This window comes from Bradyrhizobium campsiandrae, assembly GCF_014529705.1.
Taxonomy (GTDB): Bacteria; Pseudomonadota; Alphaproteobacteria; order Rhizobiales; family Xanthobacteraceae; genus Bradyrhizobium; species Bradyrhizobium campsiandrae.
In genome coordinates this window covers 1-21516 of sequence record NZ_JAANIH010000104.1, presented here as the reverse complement: position 1 = coordinate 21516, position 21516 = coordinate 1, and the positions used below count along the sequence as shown (strand labels likewise).

The 21516-nt window shown below is 65.9% G+C and carries 18 protein-coding genes; 13 read left to right on the top strand and 5 right to left on the bottom strand.

The annotated features are described in order from the left end of the window. Window positions 1-101: 101 nt before the first annotated feature. The 4 genes from G8O24_RS40355 (at window position 102) to G8O24_RS40340 (ending at window position 4313) form a co-directional block, all read left to right on the top strand. Window positions 102-683: a phage holin family protein gene (locus G8O24_RS40355; protein WP_188108059.1), complete on the top strand. Its 582-nt coding sequence runs from the start codon at window positions 102-104 to the stop codon at window positions 681-683. Further along, window positions 683-1813 (top strand): YihY/virulence factor BrkB family protein, encoded by a 1131-nt coding sequence (locus G8O24_RS40350; protein WP_188108058.1) that lies wholly within the window; start codon window positions 683-685, stop codon window positions 1811-1813. Before G8O24_RS40355 ends, G8O24_RS40350 begins: the two co-directional genes overlap by 1 nt. Before the next feature lie 118 nt (window positions 1814-1931). Beyond that, window positions 1932-3443: an EAL domain-containing protein gene (locus G8O24_RS40345; protein WP_188108057.1), complete on the top strand. Its 1512-nt coding sequence runs from the start codon at window positions 1932-1934 to the stop codon at window positions 3441-3443. A 15-nt stretch (window positions 3444-3458) separates the two neighbouring features. Further along, on the top strand, window positions 3459-4313 hold the full coding sequence (locus G8O24_RS40340) for a TIGR01459 family HAD-type hydrolase (RefSeq protein WP_188108056.1): 855 nt from the start codon (window positions 3459-3461) through the stop codon (window positions 4311-4313). Between the two features lie 67 nt (window positions 4314-4380). On the opposite strand, the gene G8O24_RS40335 is transcribed toward G8O24_RS40340, so the two are convergent. Next, window positions 4381-4776, bottom strand: a complete 396-nt coding sequence (locus G8O24_RS40335) for a response regulator (RefSeq protein WP_027551917.1) — start codon at window positions 4774-4776, stop codon at window positions 4381-4383. 230 nt (window positions 4777-5006) lie between these two features. On the opposite strand from G8O24_RS40335, the gene G8O24_RS40330 reads away from it, so the two are divergent. The 8 genes from G8O24_RS40330 to mutL all read left to right on the top strand — a co-directional run bounded on the left by G8O24_RS40330 (window position 5007) and on the right by mutL (window position 15970). Continuing rightward, window positions 5007-5978, top strand: a complete 972-nt coding sequence (locus G8O24_RS40330; RefSeq protein WP_188108055.1) for a bifunctional riboflavin kinase/FAD synthetase — start codon at window positions 5007-5009, stop codon at window positions 5976-5978. Window positions 5979-6182: 204 nt separating this feature from the next. Continuing rightward, complete coding sequence (gene ileS / locus G8O24_RS40325) at window positions 6183-9182, top strand: isoleucine--tRNA ligase (protein WP_188108054.1); 3000 nt, start codon at window positions 6183-6185, stop codon at window positions 9180-9182. 10 nt (window positions 9183-9192) lie between these two features. Beyond that, complete coding sequence (gene lspA / locus G8O24_RS40320; RefSeq protein WP_188108053.1) at window positions 9193-9687, top strand: signal peptidase II; 495 nt, start codon at window positions 9193-9195, stop codon at window positions 9685-9687. A 152-nt stretch (window positions 9688-9839) separates the two neighbouring features. Further along, window positions 9840-10565, top strand: coding sequence for a hypothetical protein (locus G8O24_RS40315; RefSeq protein ID WP_188108052.1), 726 nt, complete (start codon window positions 9840-9842; stop codon window positions 10563-10565). Between the two features lie 193 nt (window positions 10566-10758). Further along, window positions 10759-12150: a M16 family metallopeptidase gene (locus G8O24_RS40310; protein ID WP_188108051.1), complete on the top strand. Its 1392-nt coding sequence runs from the start codon at window positions 10759-10761 to the stop codon at window positions 12148-12150. Next, window positions 12147-13520, top strand: a complete 1374-nt coding sequence (locus tag G8O24_RS40305; RefSeq protein ID WP_188108050.1) for a M16 family metallopeptidase — start codon at window positions 12147-12149, stop codon at window positions 13518-13520. Before G8O24_RS40310 ends, G8O24_RS40305 begins: the two co-directional genes overlap by 4 nt. Window positions 13521-13638: 118 nt before the next feature. Beyond that, the gene (gene arfB / locus G8O24_RS40300; protein WP_188108049.1) at window positions 13639-14055 is read left to right on the top strand and encodes an alternative ribosome rescue aminoacyl-tRNA hydrolase ArfB; all 417 of its coding nucleotides are present in this window, start codon (window positions 13639-13641) and stop codon (window positions 14053-14055) included. A 106-nt stretch (window positions 14056-14161) separates the two neighbouring features. After that, window positions 14162-15970 carry a DNA mismatch repair endonuclease MutL gene (gene mutL / locus G8O24_RS40295; protein WP_188108048.1) on the top strand — a complete coding sequence of 603 codons (1809 nt, stop codon included), beginning with the start codon at window positions 14162-14164 and terminating at the stop codon, window positions 15968-15970. 1 nt (window position 15971) lies between these two features. Here the strand turns inward: mutL and rsmD are convergent, their stop codons facing one another. Together rsmD and G8O24_RS40285 are read right to left on the bottom strand one after the other, a co-directional pair. After that, window positions 15972-16529, bottom strand: coding sequence for a 16S rRNA (guanine(966)-N(2))-methyltransferase RsmD (rsmD, locus tag G8O24_RS40290; protein WP_188108047.1), 558 nt, complete (start codon window positions 16527-16529; stop codon window positions 15972-15974). 1 nt (window position 16530) lies between these two features. Continuing rightward, the gene (locus tag G8O24_RS40285) at window positions 16531-18468 is read right to left on the bottom strand and encodes a pseudouridine synthase (protein WP_188108046.1); all 1938 of its coding nucleotides are present in this window, start codon (window positions 18466-18468) and stop codon (window positions 16531-16533) included. 119 nt (window positions 18469-18587) lie between these two features. Between G8O24_RS40285 and G8O24_RS40280 the strand changes: the two genes are divergently transcribed. Then, on the top strand, window positions 18588-19046 hold the full coding sequence (locus G8O24_RS40280; protein WP_188108045.1) for a nucleoside deaminase: 459 nt from the start codon (window positions 18588-18590) through the stop codon (window positions 19044-19046). On the opposite strand, the gene G8O24_RS40275 is transcribed toward G8O24_RS40280, so the two are convergent. Together G8O24_RS40275 and purD are read right to left on the bottom strand one after the other, a co-directional pair. After that, entirely contained in the window at window positions 19043-19948 is a 906-nt protein-coding gene (locus tag G8O24_RS40275; protein WP_188108044.1) for an alpha/beta fold hydrolase, read from the bottom strand. The genes G8O24_RS40280 and G8O24_RS40275 overlap by 4 nt on opposite strands. A 153-nt stretch (window positions 19949-20101) precedes the next feature. After that, complete coding sequence (gene purD / locus G8O24_RS40270; RefSeq protein WP_188108043.1) at window positions 20102-21385, bottom strand: phosphoribosylamine--glycine ligase; 1284 nt, start codon at window positions 21383-21385, stop codon at window positions 20102-20104. Window positions 21386-21516: the final 131 nt, after the last annotated feature.

Genomic DNA, 21516 nt, shown 5'->3' with positions numbered 1-21516 from the left:
TCGCGGCCGCCGATCTCGGCTGATCGAGCGGGCGCTCGGAACAAGTCAAATTCCGCCACGTTCATCCCCCGATGAATGTCTCGCTTTCGGAGGATGTGCACATGCTCGCGCCATCGGGCGAATTGCTGCGCGCCGGCATGGCGCTGAAACTCAATCATCTCAAGCGCGCCGCGCAGTCCTATCTGCGCGACCGCACCAGCCAGACCACCGGACGGGTCACGTCCTATGCGGTCGCGGCGGGACTGTTCGCGGTGGCCGGGCTGTTCGTGATCGCGGCCTTTTTCGTCGGCCTGATCGCCCTCTACCGCTGGGTCGCAATCACTTACGGGCAATTCTGGGGCCTTGGTGCCGTCGCGGCGGTGCTGCTGGTCTTGGCTGCGATCTGCGCCGGAGTGGCGATGGCGCAAATGAACCGTAGGACCCGGCCGATCGTGCCGCTCGCCAGCCGCATGCGCGTGGCGATCGCCACACCGCGGATCCCGCGCGGAACGGTCAAGCAGGCGCTCAAGGAAGTGGCGACGACGATCCCGCTGGCGCCGCTCGCGCCGGGCGAACGCGGCCCCGACGGCAACGTGTCGCGCGTCAACCGGCCCGTGCAGCTTGGCCTGATGGTCGCGGCTCTCACCCTGGTCGGCTTCACCGCGGCGCGCCGGCGCCGCCCCGCCCGCAGACAGGACGCATGATGCCGGCACGGCAGAGCGGGCAACTCGACAGCTGGCTGCTGGTCGCCGCTACAGCCATGTTCGTGCTGACCGCAGAACGCTATTTTCAGGAGTCCGGGCTGATCCGGCCGGGACCGCGGCAAGAGCGTCGCAACAACGAAGCAAATTCACCGGAAACGAACCCGGCACGCGCGGCCGTGCAGCCCGGCCACGGCCGGCGCTCGAAAAGCCCGCTCCAAATCCCCTGGGCGGGCTGGAAGGATATTTTCTGGCGCACCTACAAGCGCATCGACGACGATCGCCTGCTCGCCACCGCCGGCGGCGTGGTGTTCTTCGGGCTGCTCGCGATCTTTCCGGCCGTGACCGCGCTGGTCTCGTCCTATGGATTGTTCGCCGATCCCCGGACGATCACCGACAATCTCCAAACGCTCGCGATGATGTTGCCTGCGGGTACGTTCCAGATCGTCCAGGACCAGATCGCGCGCGTGGTGTCGAAGGGCAATACGGCATTGGGCGCCACTTTCCTGTTCGGCCTCGTGCTTGCGGTCTGGAGCGCCAACGCCGGCGTCAAATCCATTTTCGATGCCCTCAACGTCGCCTATGAGGAGCGCGAGAAGCGCAGCTTCATCAAGCTGAACCTGATTTCGCTTGGCTTCACGGTCGGCGGCATCGTCGCGCTATTGCTGATGGTGGGAGCCGTGGTCGCGTTCCCGCTCGCCCTTGATCATCTCGGCATCGCGCCGGAAAGCAAGCTGATCGTCGCGCTGGCGCGCTGGCCGCTACTGCTCGTCATCCTGCTGGCGGCGCTCGCCATTCTCTATCGCTTTGCCCCAAGCCGCGACGCGCCACGCTGGCAATGGCTGAGCATCGGCGCCGTCACCGCCGCCCTGCTCTGGATCGCAGGCTCCGCGCTGCTCTCCTGGTATCTTTCGGCCTTCGCCAATTACAACGCGACCTACGGCTCGCTCGGCGCCGCGATCGGCCTGATGATGTGGATGTGGATGTCGGCGATCGTCGTCATGTTCGGCGCCGAACTGAACTCGGAGATCGAGCGGCAAACGCTCCGTGACACCACCACCGGGCGGCCCAAGCCGCTCGGCAGCCGCGAGGCCGTCTCGGCCGACACGGTTGGCGCCGCCGCACCGTCCTGATCCCGCCACTATCCCCACGAATCACCGATGATGCTAAGGTCTGGCCGACTGGGAAGAATGTGCCCGTTCGGGCCCGTGTTTTCCCGGGTGGGCATCATTTGAGGACGCAGCGCGCGGCATGATTCGCATTTCGACGATCTTCATCGCCATCTGCATGGTTCTGGTCGCGGCCTCGCTCGGGCTCGTGCTCTACGCGGTCGCCGGCATCAGCGGAACCGAATCCGCGATCGTGGCGCTGACCGCCCTGACCTTCCTGATCCTCTACAACGCGGTCTCGATGCGGCTGCGCGACCGCAGCGACGTCGGCAGCCAGATTGCCGATCTCTCGCGCGGCACCGCCGACCTCGCCCGCCAGGTGGCCGAGTTCGGACGGCGTCTGGCTGCGATCGAGGGCCGCATCGCCTCGTCCAATTCGGCCAATTCCGATCGCGTCCAGTCGGTGGTCGGCGAGATCAACGAGCTCGGCGGACTGGTCAGGCAGCTCGCCGCCACGGTGTCGACCCACGAGGATCTGCTGGCCGGCAGCGCGCCGGCGCCCTCTCCCACCCCCGTCGCCCGGCTGGAGACGGACGCGCCGGTCGATCTGATTGCGCCCGTCGAGGAGCGCCAGGCAGCGCCTCCCCCACTTCCTGCATCGCCGCCGCGGCCGGCGGCACCAGCCGCCCAGGCCCGGACCGCCAACGCCCTTCAGGCCGTCAACGGTCGTAACCAGACCCAATTGCTGGCGACGCTGCGCAACGCCATCGACGAGAACCGCATCGACATCTTCCTGCAGCCGATGGTGACGCTGCCGCAGCGCAAGGTCCGCTTCTATGAAGCCGTGACCCGGGTGCGCGACGAACGCGACCAGCTGATCGCCGCCGAGGAGTTCATCAGCATCGCGGAAGCTTCCGGACTGATCGGGCGCATTGACAACATGGTGTTGCTGCGCTGCGTGCAGGTGTTGCGCCGCCTCATGGTGCGTAACAAGGATGTCGGCGTGTTCTGCAACATTGCGGCCTCCACGCTCGGCAACTCCACCACCTTCGCGCAATGCCTCGACTTCCTCGAAGCCAACCGGGCCCTCGCCCCGTCGCTGGTGCTGGAGTTCAAGCAGTCGACCTTTCGTGGCCTTGGTCCGACCGAGACCGAAAATCTCGCCGCGCTCGCGCAGCGCGGTTTCCGCTTCTCGATCGACCATGTCACCGACCTCAGGATCGAGCCGCGCGAGCTCGCCGATCGCGGCGTTCGTTTCATCAAGGTCCCCGCGTCCCTCCTGCTTGATCCGAAGCAGGCCTCGGCCTCGGACATTCACCCGTCCGATCTGTCCGACCTGCTCGGCCGCTTTGGCATCGACCTGATCGCAGAGCGGATCGAGGGCGAACGCGCAGTGGTCGACCTGCTCGACTACGACGTGCGGTTCGGCCAGGGCTTTCTGTTCGCGCCGCCCCGGCCATTGCGGCCTGAGGGGGCATCTGCTACCGGCGTGGCCTCGCCATCTCAGGCGCACGACATTCAGGGATCCAATGGTTCCGGTACTTCAAGCCCAAGCGCAACATCAGGCACAATATCGAGCGCAACGTCAGCTGCGACGCCTGCCGCCCCGTCACAACGCCTTACCGGCAACGCGGCGCTCGCGCGCCGCATCTGATCGGCCGCGCGCATCATGACCACTCTGCATTTCGCGCAAAGCCTCCGCGAACTCGTGGGCGGGGTGGACGTCGTGCTGAGCGACATCTGGGGCGTGGTCCATAACGGGCTGGAATCCTTCCCCGAGGCCTGCGAGGCGCTGCACACCTATCGCAGCCACGGCGGTACGGTGATCCTGATCACCAACGCGCCGCGTCCGGCCGATTCCGTGCAACGGCAATTGCGCAAGCTCGGCGTCGCCGACGAAACTTACGACGCGATCGTTTCCTCGGGCGATTTGACGCGGCTTTATGTCGCCGAGCATCCCGGCCGCAAGATGTTCTGGCTCGGCCCCGAGCGCGACAACTCGATCTATCGCGGCCTCGATGCGACGACCGCGCCGCTGGAAGACGCCGACTACATCGTCTGTACCGGCCTCTACGACGACGAGACCGAGACCGCTGAAGACTATCGCGGCATGATGCTGAAGGCGCGCGAGCGCAAGCTGACCTTGGTCTGCGCCAATCCCGACATCGTGGTCGAGCGGGGCGACCGGCTGATCTATTGCGCCGGCGCCATCGCCGAGCTCTACCGCGAGCTCGGCGGCGAGGTGATCTTCTACGGCAAGCCGCACCGGCCGATCTATGAGCGCGCGATGGCGCTCGCCGGCGAGCGCCAGGGCCATCCCATCGACCGGAAGAAGGTGCTGGCGATCGGCGATTCCGTCCGCACCGACCTGACCGGCGCGCGCGAATTCGGCATCGATTGCCTGTTCGTCACCCGCGGCATTCATGCCGAGGAATTCGAGGGCCTCGACCAGCTCGATCCGAAGTCAGTGCTGGAATTGTTCGGCCATCCGCCGAAGGCGCTGATGCGCGAATTGAAGTGGTAGGGTGAGAAATGCAGAAAGCCCGGGACGAGCGCCCCGGGCTTTCCAAATTCGGCTGAGGGCTGCGCGCTTACGCGCTCGCCATGTCCGGGAAGACCGCCTCGATCTTGGTCTTCAGCGTCGCCGCGTTGAACGGCTTGACGATGTAGTTGTTCACGCCGGCCTTCTTGGCCGCGATCACGTTCTCGGTCTTCGATTCCGCCGTGATCATGATGAAGGGCGTGGTGGCAAGGTTGGGATCGGCCCGCACTTCGCGGAGCAGGTCGTAGCCCGTCATCGGCTCCATGTTCCAGTCGGAAATCACGAGCCCGTACTTCTTGCCGCGCATCTTGTTCAGCGCTGCCGAACCATCGCTGGCATCATCGATATTATCAAAGCCAAGCTGCTTCAGCAGATTCCGGATGATACGGATCATGGTGCTGTAGTCATCCACCACCAGAACCGGCATCGACAAATCAACCGCCATCTCGACTCCCCCAACGCATACCCAGGAATATTCAAAAACGGACCCGACAGGCCTGAGCCCCTCAGTTCCACCTCCCAAGCACTAGCACCAAGGCGTTAAACAGCGCGTTAACTGGGCGGCCCTTGCCGGGCCGAAATCATGTTCCTTACCGGCCAGATCCGCCCGCTTGACTTCATTGGCCGGGTCAAGCCACGGTCCCGGCTAATCCCGCCGGCTCGAGAATTCCCCTGATGGCCCCGCAATTTACCGTTATCCGCGACACCACGCCGGATTCTGCCATCCTGAAGGGGGCGGTGGTCGCCATGGGCAATTTCGACGGGGTCCATCTGGGCCACCGGGCCGTGATCGCCGCGGCCCTGGAAATGGGCCGGGCGCATGGCCGCCCTGCGCTGGCGCTGACCTTCGAGCCGCATCCGCGGCGATTTTTCAGCCCCAACACCCCGCAATTCCGCCTCACGGACGAGCGCGCCAAGCTGCGGCTTCTGGCCGGGACCGGGCTCGCCGGCGCCGTGGTCATGACCTTCGACAAGGCGCGGGCCGGCACCAGCGCGCAAGATTTCATTCACCATGACCTGATCGAGCGCCTCGGCGTCAGCGGGATTGCGGTCGGCTACGACTTCCATTTCGGCAAAGGCCGCGTCGGCTCGCCGAGTCTCCTGGTCAACGAGGCCCCCCGGCTCGGTATCGAGGTCGATGTGCAGGCCCATGTCGATATCGATGAGCGGCCGGTGTCCTCGAGCGCCATCCGGATCGCGCTCGCCGAGGGGCAACTCGACGAGGCCACCGCCATGCTGGGCGCGCCCTGGTTCATCACCGGCGAGGTCATCCATGGCGAGAAGCGCGGTCGCGACCTCGGCTATCCCACCGCCAACATCCGGCTCGATGCCAATTGCGGGCTGAAGCACGGCATCTACGCGGTGCGGGTCGGCCGCGGAGCTGAGCGGCTGAACGGGGTGGCGAGCTTCGGCCGCCGCCCGACCTTTGATAATGGCGCCCCTCTCCTCGAAATCTTCCTGTTCGACTTCAAGGGCGATCTTTACGGCCAGTCGCTGGACTGCGCCTTTATTGGCTTCATCCGCGAGGAGCTGAAATTCAATGATATCGACGCCCTGATCCGCCAGATGGACGACGATTCCGCCCGTGCCCGCGCCATGCTGGCCGCCGCCCCGGGCGCGTTTCCCCGGCTTGGGACCGTGGATTGAAGCCCGAGGCCGGCCCGCCCGACCTTTGCGCTTGCCCCGCCCGGCTGCTATGGAGAGCCCATGTTTGCGCGGCGCATCATAGGGATTAGCGGCCCGGCTTCCGCCTGAGCCTCAAGGCTCGGCGCAAGACCGGGATTTTGTCGTTTCACCCCGCGATTCCGCATCGCCATCCGTTTCCGCGCCATTCCGAGCCCAGTCAGCCTCATGTCCGAAAAGCCGCAAAAATCCGACGCCAAAGACTATTCGAAGACCCTGTTCCTGCCGCAGACCGAATTCCCGATGCGCGCCGGCCTGCCCCAGCGCGAGCCGGAGATCCTGAAATACTGGAACGACATCGGGCTGTACGACAAGCTGCGCCGGGAAGCCGAGGGCCGCGCCAAATTCGTGTTGCATGACGGCCCGCCCTACGCCAACGGCAACATCCATATCGGGCACGCGCTGAACAAGATCCTCAAGGACGTCGTGACCAAGAGCCAGCAGATGCTCGGCTTCGACTCCAACTACGTGCCCGGCTGGGACTGCCACGGCCTGCCGATCGAATGGAAGATCGAGGAGGAGAACTACCGCAAGAAGGGCAAGCAGAAGCCCGACTTCCGCGACTCCGCCGCGATGGTCGCATTCCGGAAAGAGTGCCGCGCCTATGCGACGCACTGGATCAACGTGCAGCGCGAGGAGTTCAAGCGGCTCGGCATCATCGGCGACTGGGACCATCCCTATCAGACCATGAGCTATCCGGCCGAAGCCCAGATCGCCCGCGAGCTGATGAAGTTCGCCGCCAACGGCACGCTGTATCGCGGCTCCAAGCCGGTGATGTGGAGCGTGGTCGAGAAGACCGCGCTGGCCGAGGCCGAGGTCGAGTATGAGGATTACACTTCTGACACGGTGTGGGTGAAATTCCCGGTTACCTCGCCGGCGCATGGCGCGCTGGCCTCCGCAAGCGTCGTGATCTGGACCACCACGCCGTGGACGCTGCCGGGCAACCGCGCGATCTCGTTCTCGCCGAAGATCGCCTATGGCCTCTACAAGGTGACGGATGCGCCCGCGGACAATTGGGCCAGAACCGGTGATCTGCTGATCCTGGCCGATGCGCTCGCCGCGGAGGTGTTCAAGCAGGCGCGCGTCACGACCTACGAGAAGGTGCGCGACATTCCCGGCGAAACGCTGGACGCCGTCGAATGCGCCCATCCGTTGCGCGGCTTCGGCGGCGGTTACGAGTTCATCGTGCCGCTGCTCGCCGGCGAGCATGTCACCGACGACACCGGCACCGGCTTCGTGCACACCGCGCCGAGCCATGGCCGCGAGGACTTCGACGTCTGGATGGCCAATACCCGCGAGCTCGACGCACGCGGCATCTCGACCGCGATCCCCTACACCGTCGACGAGAACGGCGCCTACACCACGCAAGCCCCCGGCTTCACCGGCAAGCGCGTGCTCAACGACAAGGGCGAGAAGGGCGATGCCAACGAGGCCGTGATCAAGGCGCTGATCGAGGGCGGCAAGCTGCTGGCGCGCGGCCGCCTCAAGCACCAATATCCGCATTCCTGGCGCTCCAAGAAGCCGGTGATCTTCCGCAACACGCCGCAATGGTTCATCGCGATGGACAAGGACATCAGCGAGGACGGCCATGCGAAGAAGGGCGACACGCTGCGCGCCCGTGCGCTGCACGCGATCTCGGTCACGCAATGGGTGCCGCCGTCGGGCGAGAACCGCATCAACGGCATGATCGCCAACCGTCCGGACTGGGTGATCTCGCGTCAGCGCGCCTGGGGCGTGCCGATCGCCGTGTTCGTGCGCGAGAAGGCCGACGGTTCGGCCGAGATCCTGCAGGACGAGATCGTCAACCAGCGCATCATCGAGGCCTTCGTCGAGGAAGGCGCCGACGCGTGGTACGTGGAGGGTGCGCGCGAGCGCTTTCTCGGGTCCCGCGCGTCTGAGGACTGGAAGAAGGTCGACGACATCTGCGACGTCTGGTTCGATTCCGGCTCCACCCACGCCTTCGTGCTCGAAGACCGTCAGAACTTCCCGCAGCTCGGCAACATCGTCCGCAAGGTTGACGGCGGCAACGACACCGTGATGTATCTGGAAGGCAGCGACCAGCATCGCGGCTGGTTCCACTCCTCGCTGCTGGAGAGCGCCGGCACGCGCGGCCGCGCGCCCTACGACATCGTGCTGACCCACGGCTTCACGCTCGACGAGAACGGCCGCAAGATGTCGAAATCGCTCGGCAACACCGTCGAGCCGCAGAAGGTGATCAAGGATTCGGGCGCGGACATCCTGCGCCTGTGGGTCTGCGCCACCGACTATGCCGACGACCAGCGCATCGGTCCGGAGATCCTGAAGAACACCATCGAGACCTATCGCAAGCTGCGCAACACCGCGCGCTGGATGCTCGGCACGCTGCATCACTTCAAGCCCACCGAGAAGGTCGCTCGCGCCGACATGCCCGAACTCGAGCGGCTGATGCTGCACGAATTGGCCGGTCATGCCGAAACGATCCGCAAGGCCTATGCCGCATTCGACTACAAGACCGTCGTCGCAACCCTCTCGGCCTTCATGAACGCCGACCTGTCGGCGTTCTACTTCGACATTCGCAAGGACACGCTGTATTGCGATCCGCCGTCCTCGGTGGCGCGCAAGGCGGCGCTGACCACGATCGACATCCTGTGCGACGCGATCCTGAAGTGGCTCGCCCCGATCCTGAGCTTCACGACCGACGAAGCCTGGCGGATGTTCCGGCCGAATGCGGCGCCGTCGATTCATTTGACGCTTTTCCCCGAGGGGCTCGAACAGTTCCGCGACGACAAGCTGGCCGCGAAGTGGGAGACCATCCGCGACGTCCGCCGCGTCGTCACCGGCGCGCTCGAGCTCGAGCGCGCCGCCAAGAACATCGGCTCCTCGCTGGAGGCATCGCCGGTGATTTACGTTGCCGACCGCAACATGCTGGCGACGTTGTTCGACACCGATCTCGCCGAAATCTGCATCACCTCGAACTACGAGGTGCGCGAGGGTGAGGCGCCGGATTCTGCGTTCCGTCTCGACGCCGTGCCCGGCGTCGCGGTGGTGGTCGAGAAGGCGGTCGGTACCAAATGCGCCCGCTCCTGGAAGATCTCGCCTGCTGTCGGCGAGGACGCCGAATATCCCGACGTCACCCCGCGCGATGCCAAGGCGCTGCGCGAATGGAAGGCGCTCGGGGTTAGCGTCTGATCGGTCGGCCATGACCCCGCTCCGAGCCGGCGTCCTCGCGGCAATGGTCACGCTCGTGGCCGATCAGGCCTCGAAGCTGTGGCTGTTGAACGTCTTCGACCTCGCCCGCCGCGGCGTGGTGAAGGTGATGCCGTTCTTCGACCTGGTGCTGGCCTGGAACATCGGGATCAGCTTCGGCTGGCTCCAGAACGACAGCCAGGCCGCCCAGTTCGCCCTGATGGCGGTGAAGGTCATCGCGGTGATCGCACTCGGGATCTGGATGGCGAGGTCGCAGACCCGGCTCGCCACCATCGCCCTCGGGATGATCATCGGCGGGGCCATCGGCAACGGCATCGACCGCCTCGCCTATGGCGCGGTGGTCGATTTCGCCCTGCTCCATGTCAAAATCGCCGGAAATACCTATAATTGGTACGTTTTTAACCTGGCGGACGTGGCCATCGTTGCTGGGGTCGCGGCCCTATTGTATGATTCCTTCCTGGGGGTACCCGCCGCAAAAGCGCCCTGATCCCGGTCGATACGGGCCGAAGGCGGAACCTTGCTTGGCGAGGGTGGCCGCGCGGGACGCGGCAAGACTGATACATCAAGACTGGTGCATCAAATCCGGCACACTCAAGACTGCCACGATCAAGACTGCCACGATATGGAACAGGTATAGGCATGCGCAGCTCCGAGACCAGCGGTTCGATGGGTCGAGACCCCCGGCGGGGACTTTGGCTGGCGCTGAGATTGTCGGCCGTCGCACTCGGCATCGGTCTCGTCATGTCGGCAGGCCCGGTCCGCGCCGGCGACGACGAGGACGAGGATGACGGGATGACCTTCGAGGAAAGGATCATCGACAACCTGATGTCCGGCATCGGCGCCAAGAGCATGGAGAAGAAGGGCATCGAGTACCGGGAGCGATCGCCGCTGGTGGTGCCGCCCAAGCTCGACCTGCCGCCGCCCGCCGGCACCGAGGCCAAGAACGCGCCGAACTGGCCCAAGGATCCTGACGAGAAGCGCCGCAAGGAAGCCATCGCCCAGCGAAAGAAGGAATCCAAGGCAACGGAGAACTGGCAGGCGGCCCGGCCGCTGACCCCCGCCGAGCTGAACGCCGGCAGGACGGCGGCTCCCGAGCGGACCAACAACGATCCGATTCAGCCAGGGACCAACGCCAACCCGTCGCTGAGCCCGGCCCAGCTCGGCTTCACCGGCGGTCTGTGGAACATGATGACGAACAACAAGGGCGAGGCCAAGCAGTTCACCAGCGAGCCGCCGCGCCAGTCGCTGACCGAGCCGCCGCCGGGCTATCAGACGCCTTCGTCGAGCTATGCCTATGGCGCCGGCGAGGACAAGTCGCGGCGGATGTACTACGACATCATGTCCGGCAAGGAGAAGGAGCAGTAAGCTCCTGGCCCGTCTCGCGCGGGCGCGAAACCGCCGCAAACATCCGGTGTAGGCCGGACGCGGCAGATGACCTGTTTTTAAGTATAGACTGACGGCGTTCTCTGCTTCGTGACCCGAAGCTCAAAGCCGCGCGGTGTAGCATGCCGTGCTTTCACGCCCGGACATCAGGGTCCGGGCCTTTACAAGGATCGTGATGTCCTCACACCGATCGGTTGCCTGCCTCCTCGCCGCGCTGCTCTCGACGTCGACTGTCCTCGTCGGCAGCGCATTCGCCCAGACCACGGTCACATCAGCACCGCCGGCCAGCTTCACGCTTCCCAACGGCCTTCAGGTCGTGGTGATCCCGGACCACCGCACGCCCGTGGTCACGGAGATGATCTGGTACAAGGTCGGCTCGGCCGACGAGACGCCGGGCAAATCCGGTCTCGCCCACTTCCTCGAACATCTGATGTTCAAGGGCACCGAGAAGCATCCGGTCGGCGAATTCTCCCAGACCGTGCTCCGCGTCGGCGGCAACGAGAACGCCTCGACCTCTGTCGACTACACCAACTATTACCAGCGCGTACCCAAGGAGCAGCTCCCGACCATGATGGAGTTCGAGGCCGACCGCATGACCGGCCTGATCCTCAAGGACGAGAACGTGCTGCCTGAGCGCGATGTCGTGCTCGAAGAGTACAACATGCGCGTCGCCAACAATCCCGACGCCCGGCTCAACGAGCAGATCATGGCCGCGCTCTATCTCAACCATCCCTATGGCCGGCCGGTGATCGGCTGGCACCAGGAGATCGAGAAGCTCGATCGCGAGGACGCGCTGGCCTTCTACCGCCGCTTCTACGCGCCGAACAATGCGATCCTGGTGATCGCCGGCGACGTCGAGGCCGACGACGTCCGCTCGCTGGTCGAACGCAATTTCGGCCCGATCCCGGCCCAGCCGGCGATCCCCGCGCGTCGCATCCGTCCGCAGGAGCCGGAGCCTGCGGCGCCGCGCACCGTCACGCTGGCCGACCCGCGCGTCGAGCAGCCGGGCCTGCGGCGCTATTATCTGGTGCCCTCGGCGACGACGGCTGCGGCCGGTGAGAGTGCCGCGCTCGACGTCCTCGCGCAGTTGATGGGCAGCGGCAGCAACTCCTATCTCTACCGCGCGCTCGTGGTCGACAAGCCACTCGCGGTCTCCGCCAGCGCCAGCTATTCGAGCACTTCGCTCGATCCGAGCCAGTTCGCGATCTCGGCCTCGCCGAAGCCGGGTGTTGGCTTCGCCGACATCGAGCAGGTCATCGACGGCGTGATCGCCGATGTCGCCCAGAACCCGATCCGCGCAGAGGATCTCGAGCGGGTCAAGACCCAGCTCATTGCGGAAGCGATCTACGCCCAGGACAATCAGGCCGTGCTGGCGCGCTGGTATGGCGGCGCGCTGACCACGGGCCTGTCGATCGAGGATATCAGAAGCTGGCCCGACCGCATCCGCGCCGTGACAGCCGAGCAGGTTCGCACTGTTGCGCAGAAATGGCTCGAGAAGAAGCGCTCGGTGACGGGCTATCTGATCAAGGACACCAGTGTCGCCAAGCGCGAGGAGAAGCGTTCGTGACTCATCCCTTCCTTCGCACTCGCCATTTCGCCTTGTCCTTCGTCGCCGGCGTGACGCTCGCGCTCGCCTCGATCTCGCCGTCGCAAGCCGCCGCGAAGATCCAGCGCCTGGTCTCGCCTGGTGGCATCGAGGCCTGGTTCGTGCAGGACGCAACCGTGCCGCTGATCGCCATGGAATATTCCTTTGCCGGCGGCTCGGCGCAGGATCCCAAGGACAAGCCCGGCGTCGCCAATCTCGTCGGCGACCTGCTCGACGAGGGATCCGGCGATCTGGACTCCAAGACGTTCCATGAGCGGCTCGATCGCCGCGCCATCGAGCTGTCCTTCAGCGCCAGCCGCGACACCTTCCGCGGCAGCCTGCGCATGCTGCGCGACAACAAGGACGAGGCCTTCGACCTGTTGCGCTCGGCCCTGACCTCCCCGCATTTCGATACGGCCGATGTCGAGCGCATCCGCTCGCAGGTCATCTCGAATTTGCGCCGCGACACCACCAACCCGACCTCGCTCGCGAGCCGCAAATTCCTGGAGATTGCGTTCGGCGACCATCCGTATGGGCGGCAGACCACGGGCACGCTGGAAAGCGTGCCGACCATCACCGTCGCTGACATGAAGGACTATGTCGGCCGCATCCTCGCCAGGGACACGCTGAAGGTCGCGGTGGTCGGCGACGTCGATCCGGCGACCTTGGGCAAGCTGCTCGACCTTACGTTTGGCAGCTTGCCTGCCAAGGCCGCACTGGCGCCCGTCCCCGACGTCGAGGCCGCAAAGCCGCCGCAGCGCGCCTTCGTCCCACTCGACGTGCCGCAGACCGTCATCACATTCGGCGGCCCTGGCGTGATGCGCAGCGACCCGAACTTCATGGCGGCCTATGTCGTCAATCATATCCTCGGCGGCGGCGGGCTGTCGTCCCGGCTCTATCATGAAGTCCGCGAAAAGCGGGGGCTGGCCTATTCGGTGTTCGAATCGCTGCTCTGGATGGAGCATTCGGGAATCTTCATCGGCAACACCGGCACCCGCGCCGACCGGGCCGGCGACACCATCGACGCCATCGAGAAGGAGGTGCGCCGCATTGCCGACGAGGGCCCAACCCAGAAAGAACTCGACGAGGCCAAGTCCTATCTCAAGGGCTCGCAGATGCTGGCGCTCGACACCTCCTCCAAACTCGCCCAGGCGCTGCTGCAATACCAGCAGGACAAGCTGCCGATCGATTACATCGAGAAGCGCAACGCCATCGTCGACGCAGTGACGCTTGACGACGCCAAGGCCGCCGCCAAGCGGCTATGGGGCCAGGGGCTGCTGACCGTCGTGGTCGGCCGCGCGCCCCAGGCGGCGGCGCAACCGGCCGCCGCACCGGCGACGAAGTCGAACTGACGTCTCGCGACGCTTCCTGCAAATGGCCGGGCTTGGCCCGGCCATTTTTATTTGCCTTGACGCGCCATTGCCGAATTTGAATCTCCGGGATATGTCCTGGTATCACTGATGGTGCGCCATGCTGCGGATATCCCGCGACCTCGTCATCGACGAAGACGACATCGAGATTGGCTTCGTTCGCGCGTCCGGCCCCGGCGGCCAGAACGTCAACAAGGTCGCGACCTCGGCGCAATTGCGTTTCGACACGAGCAAGTTGACGATCCCCGAGGACGCGGCGATCCGGCTCGCCCGCATCGCCGGCCAGCGCATGACCAAGGATGGCGTCATCGTGATCCACGCGCAACGCTTCCGCACCCAGGAACGCAATCGGCAGGATGCCATCGACCGGCTGGTCGACATCCTGCGCGAAGCCATGATCCGGCCGACGCCGCGCCGCGCGACGCGGCCAACCTTCGCCTCCAAGCAACGCCGGCTCGACGGCAAGAAGCGCCGCAGCGACGTCAAGGCCGGACGTGGCGGTCGCTTCGACGATTGAGAAGCCTGTTCCGAGGCAAGCGGCATGTGGGCATCCAGGACTTGCCCCATGCAATTGCGCGCTAGCGGGATTAAATTGAACGCCCGAACGTCGCCCGAGTCGCTCCATGCCCGTCCGTCAACTTCCAGAACAGGTCGTCAACCGCATCGCCGCCGGCGAGGTGGTCGAGCGCCCGGCGAGCGTGGTCAAGGAGCTGGTCGAGAACGCGATCGATGCCGGCGCCAGTCGGATCGATGTCTTCACGGATGGCGGCGGCCGGCGCCGGATCGGTATCACCGACGACGGCAGTGGCATGACGGCGAAGGATCTGGCGCTCGCGGTCGAGCGCCATGCCACGTCCAAACTCGATGACGAGGACCTGCTCCAGATCCGCACCCTCGGCTTCCGCGGCGAGGCGCTGCCGTCGATCGGCTCGGTCGCGCGTCTGTCCATCACCACGCGGCATGCGAACGAGGCGCATGCCTGGGCTCTCACCGTCGAGGGCGGAGAGAAGTCCGAGATCATGCCCGCGGCGCTGGCGCACGGCACGCGCGTCGAGGTTGGCGACCTCTTCTACGCGACCCCGGCGCGGCTGAAGTTCCTGAAGACCGACCGTACGGAAGCCGAAGCGATCCGCGAAGTGGTCCGCCGCCTCGCGATGGCCCGGCCTGACATCGCCTTTACGCTCGCGGGCGAAGAGCGCGCGCCGGTGACCTGGGCCGCCGCGCTGCCCGGCGCGGCCGGACGGCTCACCCGGCTTGGCGATATTCTGGGCGCGGAGTTCCGCAGCCACGCCTTCGAAGTCCATGCCGAACGGGACGGCGTCGTCGTCGCCGGCTATGCGGCCGCACCGGCTCTGACGAAAGCCAACGCGCTCGGTCAATATCTCTTCGTCAATGGCCGGCCGGTGCGCGACAAGCTGATCCTCGGCGCGGTGCGCGGGGCCTATGCCGACTATCTGCCGCGCGACCGGCATCCGGTGCTGGCGCTGTTTGTCACACTCGACCCGCGCGAGGTCGATGCCAACGTGCATCCGGCCAAGACCGAGGTGCGTTTCCGCAATGCGGGCCTCGTGCGCGCTCTGATCGTGCATGGGCTGAAGGAGGGTCTCGCGCGCGAGGGCCGCCGCACCGCCGCCAACAGCGGCGAGAGCGCCTTGTCCTCGTTCCGGCCGGCTTTCACGCCGCCGCGTCCGGCGAGCTGGGATTGGCGCGCCTCGCCATCCGCTCCGGTCGCACCGATGCCCTCATTCGAAGGCGTCACCGCCTTCGCCGAACGCGCGCAGGCGGCGTTCGACGTCGGCGCACCGAGTGCGGATGTGCGGTTCGACCCACAGCCCGTGACCGATCTCGTCGATCGTCCGCTCGGCGCGGCGCGCACGCAGATCCATGAGACCTATATCGTCTCGCAGACCCGCGACGGCCTGATCATCGTCGACCAGCACGCTGCGCACGAGCGCATCGTCTACGAGCGGCTGAAGGCTTCGCTGGCGACGAACGGCGTGCAGCGGCAGATCCTCCTGATCCCCGAGATCGTCGAGATGGACGAGGCCACGGTCGAGCGCCTGCTCGATCGCAGCGAGGAGCTGGCTTCCTTTGGCCTTGCGATCGAGTCCTTCGGCCCGGGCGCAGTCGCGGTGCGCGAGACGCCGTCACTGCTCGGCAAGACCAATGCCGGCGGTTTGCTCCGCGACCTCTCCGAGCACATGGCTGAATGGGACGAGGCGCTGCCGCTGGAGCGCCGCCTGATGCATGTCGCCGCCACCATGGCCTGCCACGGCTCGGTGCGCGCCGGCCGCAGGCTGCGGCCCGAGGAGATGAACGCGCTGCTTCGCGAGATGGAGGAAACGCCGAACTCCGGCCAGTGCAATCACGGCCGGCCGACCTATGTCGAGCTGAAGCTCGCGGATGTCGAGAAGCTGTTCGGGCGGCGGTGAGTTACGCGCCGTGTTTCAAAAACACAAACTCCGTATCGTCATATGCGCGCCGCTCCAGCTCCTCGTACCCTTCCGGCGTGACGAACTGCGCGGCCTTCGCCTCCTCCACGACCAGTAGCGCGCCCGGCGTCAGCCAGCCGCCATCGCGCAAGGACGCGAGCGCCTTCTCCGCAAAGCCCTTGCCATAGGGCGGATCGAGGAACACCAGCGAGAATGGTTCGACAGGATGCGCAGGGCCGAGATCGGTCGCATCGCGACGATAGACCTTTGTCACACCGCCGAGACCCAGCGACTCCACATTGTTACGCAACAACGCCCGCGCCTCCGCGCCGTTGTCCACGAACAGCGTGAACTTCGCCCCGCGCGAGGACGCCTCGATGCCGAGCGCGCCCGTGCCGGCAAAGAGATCGAGCACGCGCGCATCTTGAATCGGATCGTCGTAGGCGTGCACGAGGATGTTGAACACCGACTCGCGCAAGCGATCCGCCGTGGGGCGGATGTCGCGCGACGACGGCGAGGCAAGATTGCGCCCCTTCAAGCGGCCGCCGACCACGCGCATGCTATTCGTCCCGCGGCGTCAGGTCGCGCTTGCCGTGATAGCCACGCTTGGGACGACGCGGCGGGCCGTAGCCGCTGGCCTCCAGCTCATTGCGCTCGCGCGCTTCCTCGCTGCCGGTGCGCTGCACCAGCACGCGGCGCCCCTTGCGGTCGGCGATCACGGCGCGCTTGGACGTCTTCTCGCTCTCGCCTGACGGCTTCTTCGGAACGTCGAACTGCGCGCCCGACTTCTCAATCACCTTGTCGCCGAGCTGCTCGCGCAAGACGCGCGCGCGAACCTCCTCGACTTGGCCTTCCGGAATCTCTCCGAGCTGGAACGGACCGTAGGAGACGCGGATCAGCCGGTTGACCTCGAGCCCGAGATGGGCGCAGACATTGCGCACCTCGCGGTTCTTGCCTTCGCGGATCGCGAACACCAGCCAGACATTGGCGCCTTGGTCGCGCTCAAGCGTCGCCTCGATCGGCCCGTATTTCACGCCGTCGACCTCGATGCCATCCTTGAGCTGGTCGAGTTGCGCCTGGGTGATGTCGCCATGGGCGCGAACGCGATAGCGGCGCAGCCACCCGGTGTCGGGCAGCTCCAGCGTGCGGGCGAGGCCACCGTCATTGGTGAGCAGCAGCAGTCCCTCGGTGTTGAAGTCGAGCCGGCCGATCGAGATCAGGCGCGGCAGGCCTTCGGGCAGGTTCTCGAACACGGTCGGACGGCCCTCGGGGTCGTCATGCGTCGTCATCAGCCCGCGCGGCTTGTGATACAGAAACAACCGCGTGCGCTCGCGCTCCGGCAGCGGCTTGCCGTCGACCAGAACGACGTCGTTCGTGGTGATGTCGAGCGCCGGCGAGTTGATGACGCGGCCATTGACGGTGACGCGGCCCTGCGTGACCATCTCCTCGGCGTCGCGGCGTGAGGCGAGGCCCGCGCGGGCCAATACCTTGGCGATGCGCTCGCCCGCCTTCTTCGGCTTCGGCGCTTCCTCCCGGCGCGGACGTCCCTCGAAATCACGATCGCGCTCGCGATAGGCGCCGCGGCCGCCGAAGGCGGGACGCTTTTCGAAGATACGGCTGTCGTCCTCGTTGTCGCGGCGCGGACGGTCGCGGAAGCGGCCTTCGCTGCGCGGATGCTCCTGCCAGTCCATCCGACCTTCCGGGCGCTCGCGCGGACGATCGAATTTCGGACGGTCGCGGAACGGACGGTCACCCGAGCCACGATCATCGCGCGAACGCGAAAAGCGCGGACGGTCCTCGCCCCGGCCGCCCTCGCGACGGTCGTCGCGCTGACGCCAGGGTTTTTCCTGGCTGCGATCGCGGCCGCCGAAATCCTTGTCGAAAGACTTGCGCGGGCGGTCGCTGCGCGGACGGTCGTCGTCGCGCTTCTGCCACGGCTTGGAATCGCTCCGCTCGCCGCGATCGCGCGAAAAATTGTCGCGCGAAAACTTGCGCTCGCCGTCGAACTTGCGCTCCGGGCGATCGCCACGGGGCGCATAGGGCCGCTTGTCGCCGAACTTCTTGTCGCCGAAACGGCCGGCCGGACGCGCGTCGTCGCGATCGCGGCTGCGCGGCGGACGGTCGTCGCGGCCACGGGACGGACGATCCCCACGCGGATTGAAGGCGCGCTCCTCGCCATCGCGCGATCCGCGGTCGGAGGACGGCCGGTCGCCGCGCGGCTTGAAGCTGCGCTCGCCGCGGCCTTCAGCACCACGATCGTCGCGCTTGAAGCGGGGTCGATCGGAAAAATCGCGGCGCGGCGCATCGCCCTCCTCGCGGCGGCGGAAGGGACGGCTGTCGCGGTCGCCGCGGGGCGGGCTTCTGTCGCGGTCGCCTTTGCCCTCGAAGCCGCGCTTGGCGAATTTCTTGTCGGGGCCGCGCGGCTTGCCGCTGCGGCCGCCTTTGGGCGGGCCTCGCCGGCCGCGGGAATCGTTGTCTTTGTCGCTGTCGCGAGGCATGAGTAATCTCACTTAAGGGGTGGCCAGACGCATTGTGCGCGCTCATTCAGAGCCGCATGCTCAGGCGAAATCGGGTTAGCACTTCTGCTGAAGGCGCAGCTACTAGCAGGTTTCTTCGGATGATACGAGGCTTGAAAGCCCCCTCTTTCATGGATTTGGCGCTCAAAACGGCCGAAAACGCCGGAAAGGCGGGCGAAGTTCCGATCGGCTGCGTCATCGTCCGGAATTACGAGGTGATCGCCACCGCCGCCAACCGGACGCTGACCGATTACGACCCCACCGGCCACGCCGAGATCGTGGCGCTGCGCGAGGCGGCGAAGAAGATCGGCAGCGAGCGCCTGGTCGACTGCGACCTCTACGTGACGCTGGAGCCCTGCACCATGTGTGCGGGCGCGATCTCCTTTGCAAGGGTCCGCCGGCTCTATTACGGCGCCGCCGACCCCAAGGGCGGCGCGGTCGAATCGGGCGTGCGGTTCTTTGCCTCGCCGACCTGCCACCACGCCCCGGACGTCTATTCCGGGGTCGGCGAAAGCGAGGCGGCGCGGCTGCTCAAGGAGTTCTTTCGCGAGCGGCGCTAGCTGCCGGCGAAGAACGCCCGCAGCGCGCGGGCGGTGACGTCAGGGTTCTCCTCGGTGAGGAAGTGGCCGGAATCAACCGGCATGCCGTCGACATTCGTCGCCCATTGCTTCCAGACATCGAGCGGGGTCGCGGCGGCCTGGGCGATGCCGGCGCCGCCCCACAGCGCCAGCATCGGGACCGTGATCTTCTTAGCCGAGTCGTAATCGGCCTTGTCGAGGTCGTAATCGATAGTGGCGCCGGCGCGGTAGTCCTCGCACATCGCGTGAATGCGGGCGGGATCGCGGAACGGGGCGAGGTAGTGCGCGAGCGCGCGCGGGTCGATCGCGTCCAGCGTCCGCGACTTGGTCTGGCTCGCCATCTTGAAGCGCAGGAAGAACTCGCCCTGCCCTGCGATCAGCGTCTCCGGCAGCGGCGCGGGCTGGGCCAAAAAAGCCCAGTGATAGATCTTCAGCGCATAGGCGCGGTTCATCCGCTCCCAGTAATTATAGGTCGGCAGGATATCGAGCACGGCGAGCTTCGACAGCCGGCCGGGATGGTCGAGCGCCAACCGATACGACACCCGGCCGCCGCGGTCGTGGCCGGCGAGCGCGAAGCGGACGTGGCCGAGGCGCTCCATCATCTCGACCATCGCTTTCGCCATCGCGCGCTTGGAGTAGGGCATGTGCAGCGCATCGCTCTCGGGCATGTCGGACCAGCCATAGCCCGGCAGGTCGGCGATGATCAGCGTGAAGGCATCCGTGAGCGCAGGCGCGATCCGGTGCCACATCACATGGGTCTCGGAGAAGCCGTGCAACAGCAGCAGCGGCGGCCCCTCGCCGCCGACGCGGGCGAAGATGCGGCCGAACGAGGTGTTGATCCATTCGGAGGCAAAACCGGGATAGAGGTCGGCGAGATCGGACATCTTCTGCATCCTTGATCAGTCAGTCGCGAGGGGGCCTCGACAAAGACTCGAAAACAACCCCATGCACAGTAGCGGTATTATCATCGGGGTTGCTAACCCCAACAGACAATTGTGCATTTCTGCGATGACGATGTGGGGGCGCAATGACGCGCGCTAGCCCTTGGCCTTCTCCGCCTCCACCGCCTGCCAGCCGATGTCGCGGCGGCAAAAGCCCTCCGGCCAGCGTATCAGGTCGACGGCCTGATAGGCGCGCGCCTGCGCCTCGGTCACATCAGCGCCCAACGCGCAGACATTGAGCACGCGGCCGCCATTGGCGAGGATGGCGCCGTCCTTCGCAACCGTGCCGGCGTGGAAGATCTCGACAGTGTCAACCTTGGCCGCGTCATCGAGCCCCTCGATCCGCGTGCCCTTCTGATAGTCGCCGGGATAGCCCTTTGCGGCCATCACCACGGTCAGCGCCGACTCCGGATACCAGCGCAGGTCAAAATTCTTCAGCTGGCCGTCGCAGGCGGCGAGGAACGCCGGCACGATGTCGCTCATCATGCGCAGCATCAGCACCTGGCATTCGGGGTCGCCGAAGCGGACGTTGAACTCGAACAGTTTTGGGCCCTGCGTCGTCAGCATGATGCCGGCATAGAGCACGCCGCGGAACGGCGTGCCGCGCTGCTTCATGCCTGCGACCGTCGGCAGGATGATCTTGGCCATGATGGCGTCGTGGACGGCCGGCGTCACCAAGGGCGTCGGCGAATAGGCGCCCATGCCGCCGGTGTTGGGGCCGACGTCGTGGTCGAACACGCGCTTGTGGTCCTGCGCGGAGGCGAGCGGAATAGCTGTTACGCCGTCGCACAGCGCAAAGAAGCTGATCTCGCGACCTGCGAGAAACTCCTCGATCACGACCTCCGCGCCGGCCTCGCCAAAGGCGCCCTCGAACATCATGGCGATGGCGTCCTCCGCCTCGCGCACTGACTTGGCGACGACGACGCCCTTGCCGGCGGCAAGGCCATCGGCCTTCACCACGATCGGCGCGCCCTGGCTCTGCACATAGGCCCGCGCCTCATCGGCATTGGTGAATCGCTTGTAGGCCCCGGTTGGAATGCCGAACTCGGTGCAGAGCGCCTTGGTGAAGCCCTTGGAGCTTTCGAGCTGGGCCGGGATCTTGTTCGGCCCGAACGCCTTGATGCCCGCGGCGGTGAGGTCATCGACGATGCCGGCCGCCAGCGGCGTCTCCGGCCCGACCACGACCAGCTCGACCTTGTTCTGCTTGCAGAACGCGATCACGGCGGCATGGTCGGCGACATCGAGCGCCACGCACTCCGCCTCGCGCGCGATGCCGGCATTGCCGGGCGCGCACCAGAGTTTGGTCACGAGGGGAGAGGCTGCGATCTTCCACGCCAGAGCATGTTCGCGGCCGCCGGAACCAAGCAGGAGAATGTGCATCGAAGGCTCAGAAAATGAGGGGTTTTGCTGGGCGGGAGGTCGCACGAATCGGCACTCATCGTTTCAATGATTGTCCATCCGGTAGTTAGATAGGACATCATTGAGGCCTGTATTGCTCCGATCGAAGAAGG

Bases quoted from the DNA above. Each gene is read 5' to 3' on its own strand.
- arfB (WP_188108049.1), top strand. From the start codon at position 13,639: ATGCTGCGGATATCCCGCGACCTCGTCATCGACGAAGACGACATCGAG.
- G8O24_RS40310 (WP_188108051.1), top strand. From the start codon at position 10,759: ATGTCCTCACACCGATCGGTTGCCTGCCTCCTCGCCGCGCTGCTCTCG.
- mutL (WP_188108048.1), top strand. From the start codon at position 14,162: ATGCCCGTCCGTCAACTTCCAGAACAGGTCGTCAACCGCATCGCCGCC.
- rsmD (WP_188108047.1), bottom strand. From the start codon at position 16,529: ATGCGCGTGGTCGGCGGCCGCTTGAAGGGGCGCAATCTTGCCTCGCCG.
- G8O24_RS40355 (WP_188108059.1), top strand. From the start codon at position 102: ATGCTCGCGCCATCGGGCGAATTGCTGCGCGCCGGCATGGCGCTGAAA.
- G8O24_RS40335 (WP_027551917.1), bottom strand. From the start codon at position 4,776: ATGGCGGTTGATTTGTCGATGCCGGTTCTGGTGGTGGATGACTACAGC.
- G8O24_RS40345 (WP_188108057.1), top strand. From the start codon at position 1,932: ATGATTCGCATTTCGACGATCTTCATCGCCATCTGCATGGTTCTGGTC.
- G8O24_RS40340 (WP_188108056.1), top strand. From the start codon at position 3,459: ATGACCACTCTGCATTTCGCGCAAAGCCTCCGCGAACTCGTGGGCGGG.
- G8O24_RS40275 (WP_188108044.1), bottom strand. From the start codon at position 19,948: ATGTCCGATCTCGCCGACCTCTATCCCGGTTTTGCCTCCGAATGGATC.
- G8O24_RS40315 (WP_188108052.1), top strand. From the start codon at position 9,840: ATGCGCAGCTCCGAGACCAGCGGTTCGATGGGTCGAGACCCCCGGCGG.
- G8O24_RS40285 (WP_188108046.1), bottom strand. From the start codon at position 18,468: ATGCCTCGCGACAGCGACAAAGACAACGATTCCCGCGGCCGGCGAGGC.
- G8O24_RS40350 (WP_188108058.1), top strand. From the start codon at position 683: ATGCCGGCACGGCAGAGCGGGCAACTCGACAGCTGGCTGCTGGTCGCC.
- ileS (WP_188108054.1), top strand. From the start codon at position 6,183: ATGTCCGAAAAGCCGCAAAAATCCGACGCCAAAGACTATTCGAAGACC.
- purD (WP_188108043.1), bottom strand. From the start codon at position 21,385: ATGCACATTCTCCTGCTTGGTTCCGGCGGCCGCGAACATGCTCTGGCG.
- G8O24_RS40280 (WP_188108045.1), top strand. From the start codon at position 18,588: ATGATACGAGGCTTGAAAGCCCCCTCTTTCATGGATTTGGCGCTCAAA.
- G8O24_RS40330 (WP_188108055.1), top strand. From the start codon at position 5,007: ATGGCCCCGCAATTTACCGTTATCCGCGACACCACGCCGGATTCTGCC.
- lspA (WP_188108053.1), top strand. From the start codon at position 9,193: ATGACCCCGCTCCGAGCCGGCGTCCTCGCGGCAATGGTCACGCTCGTG.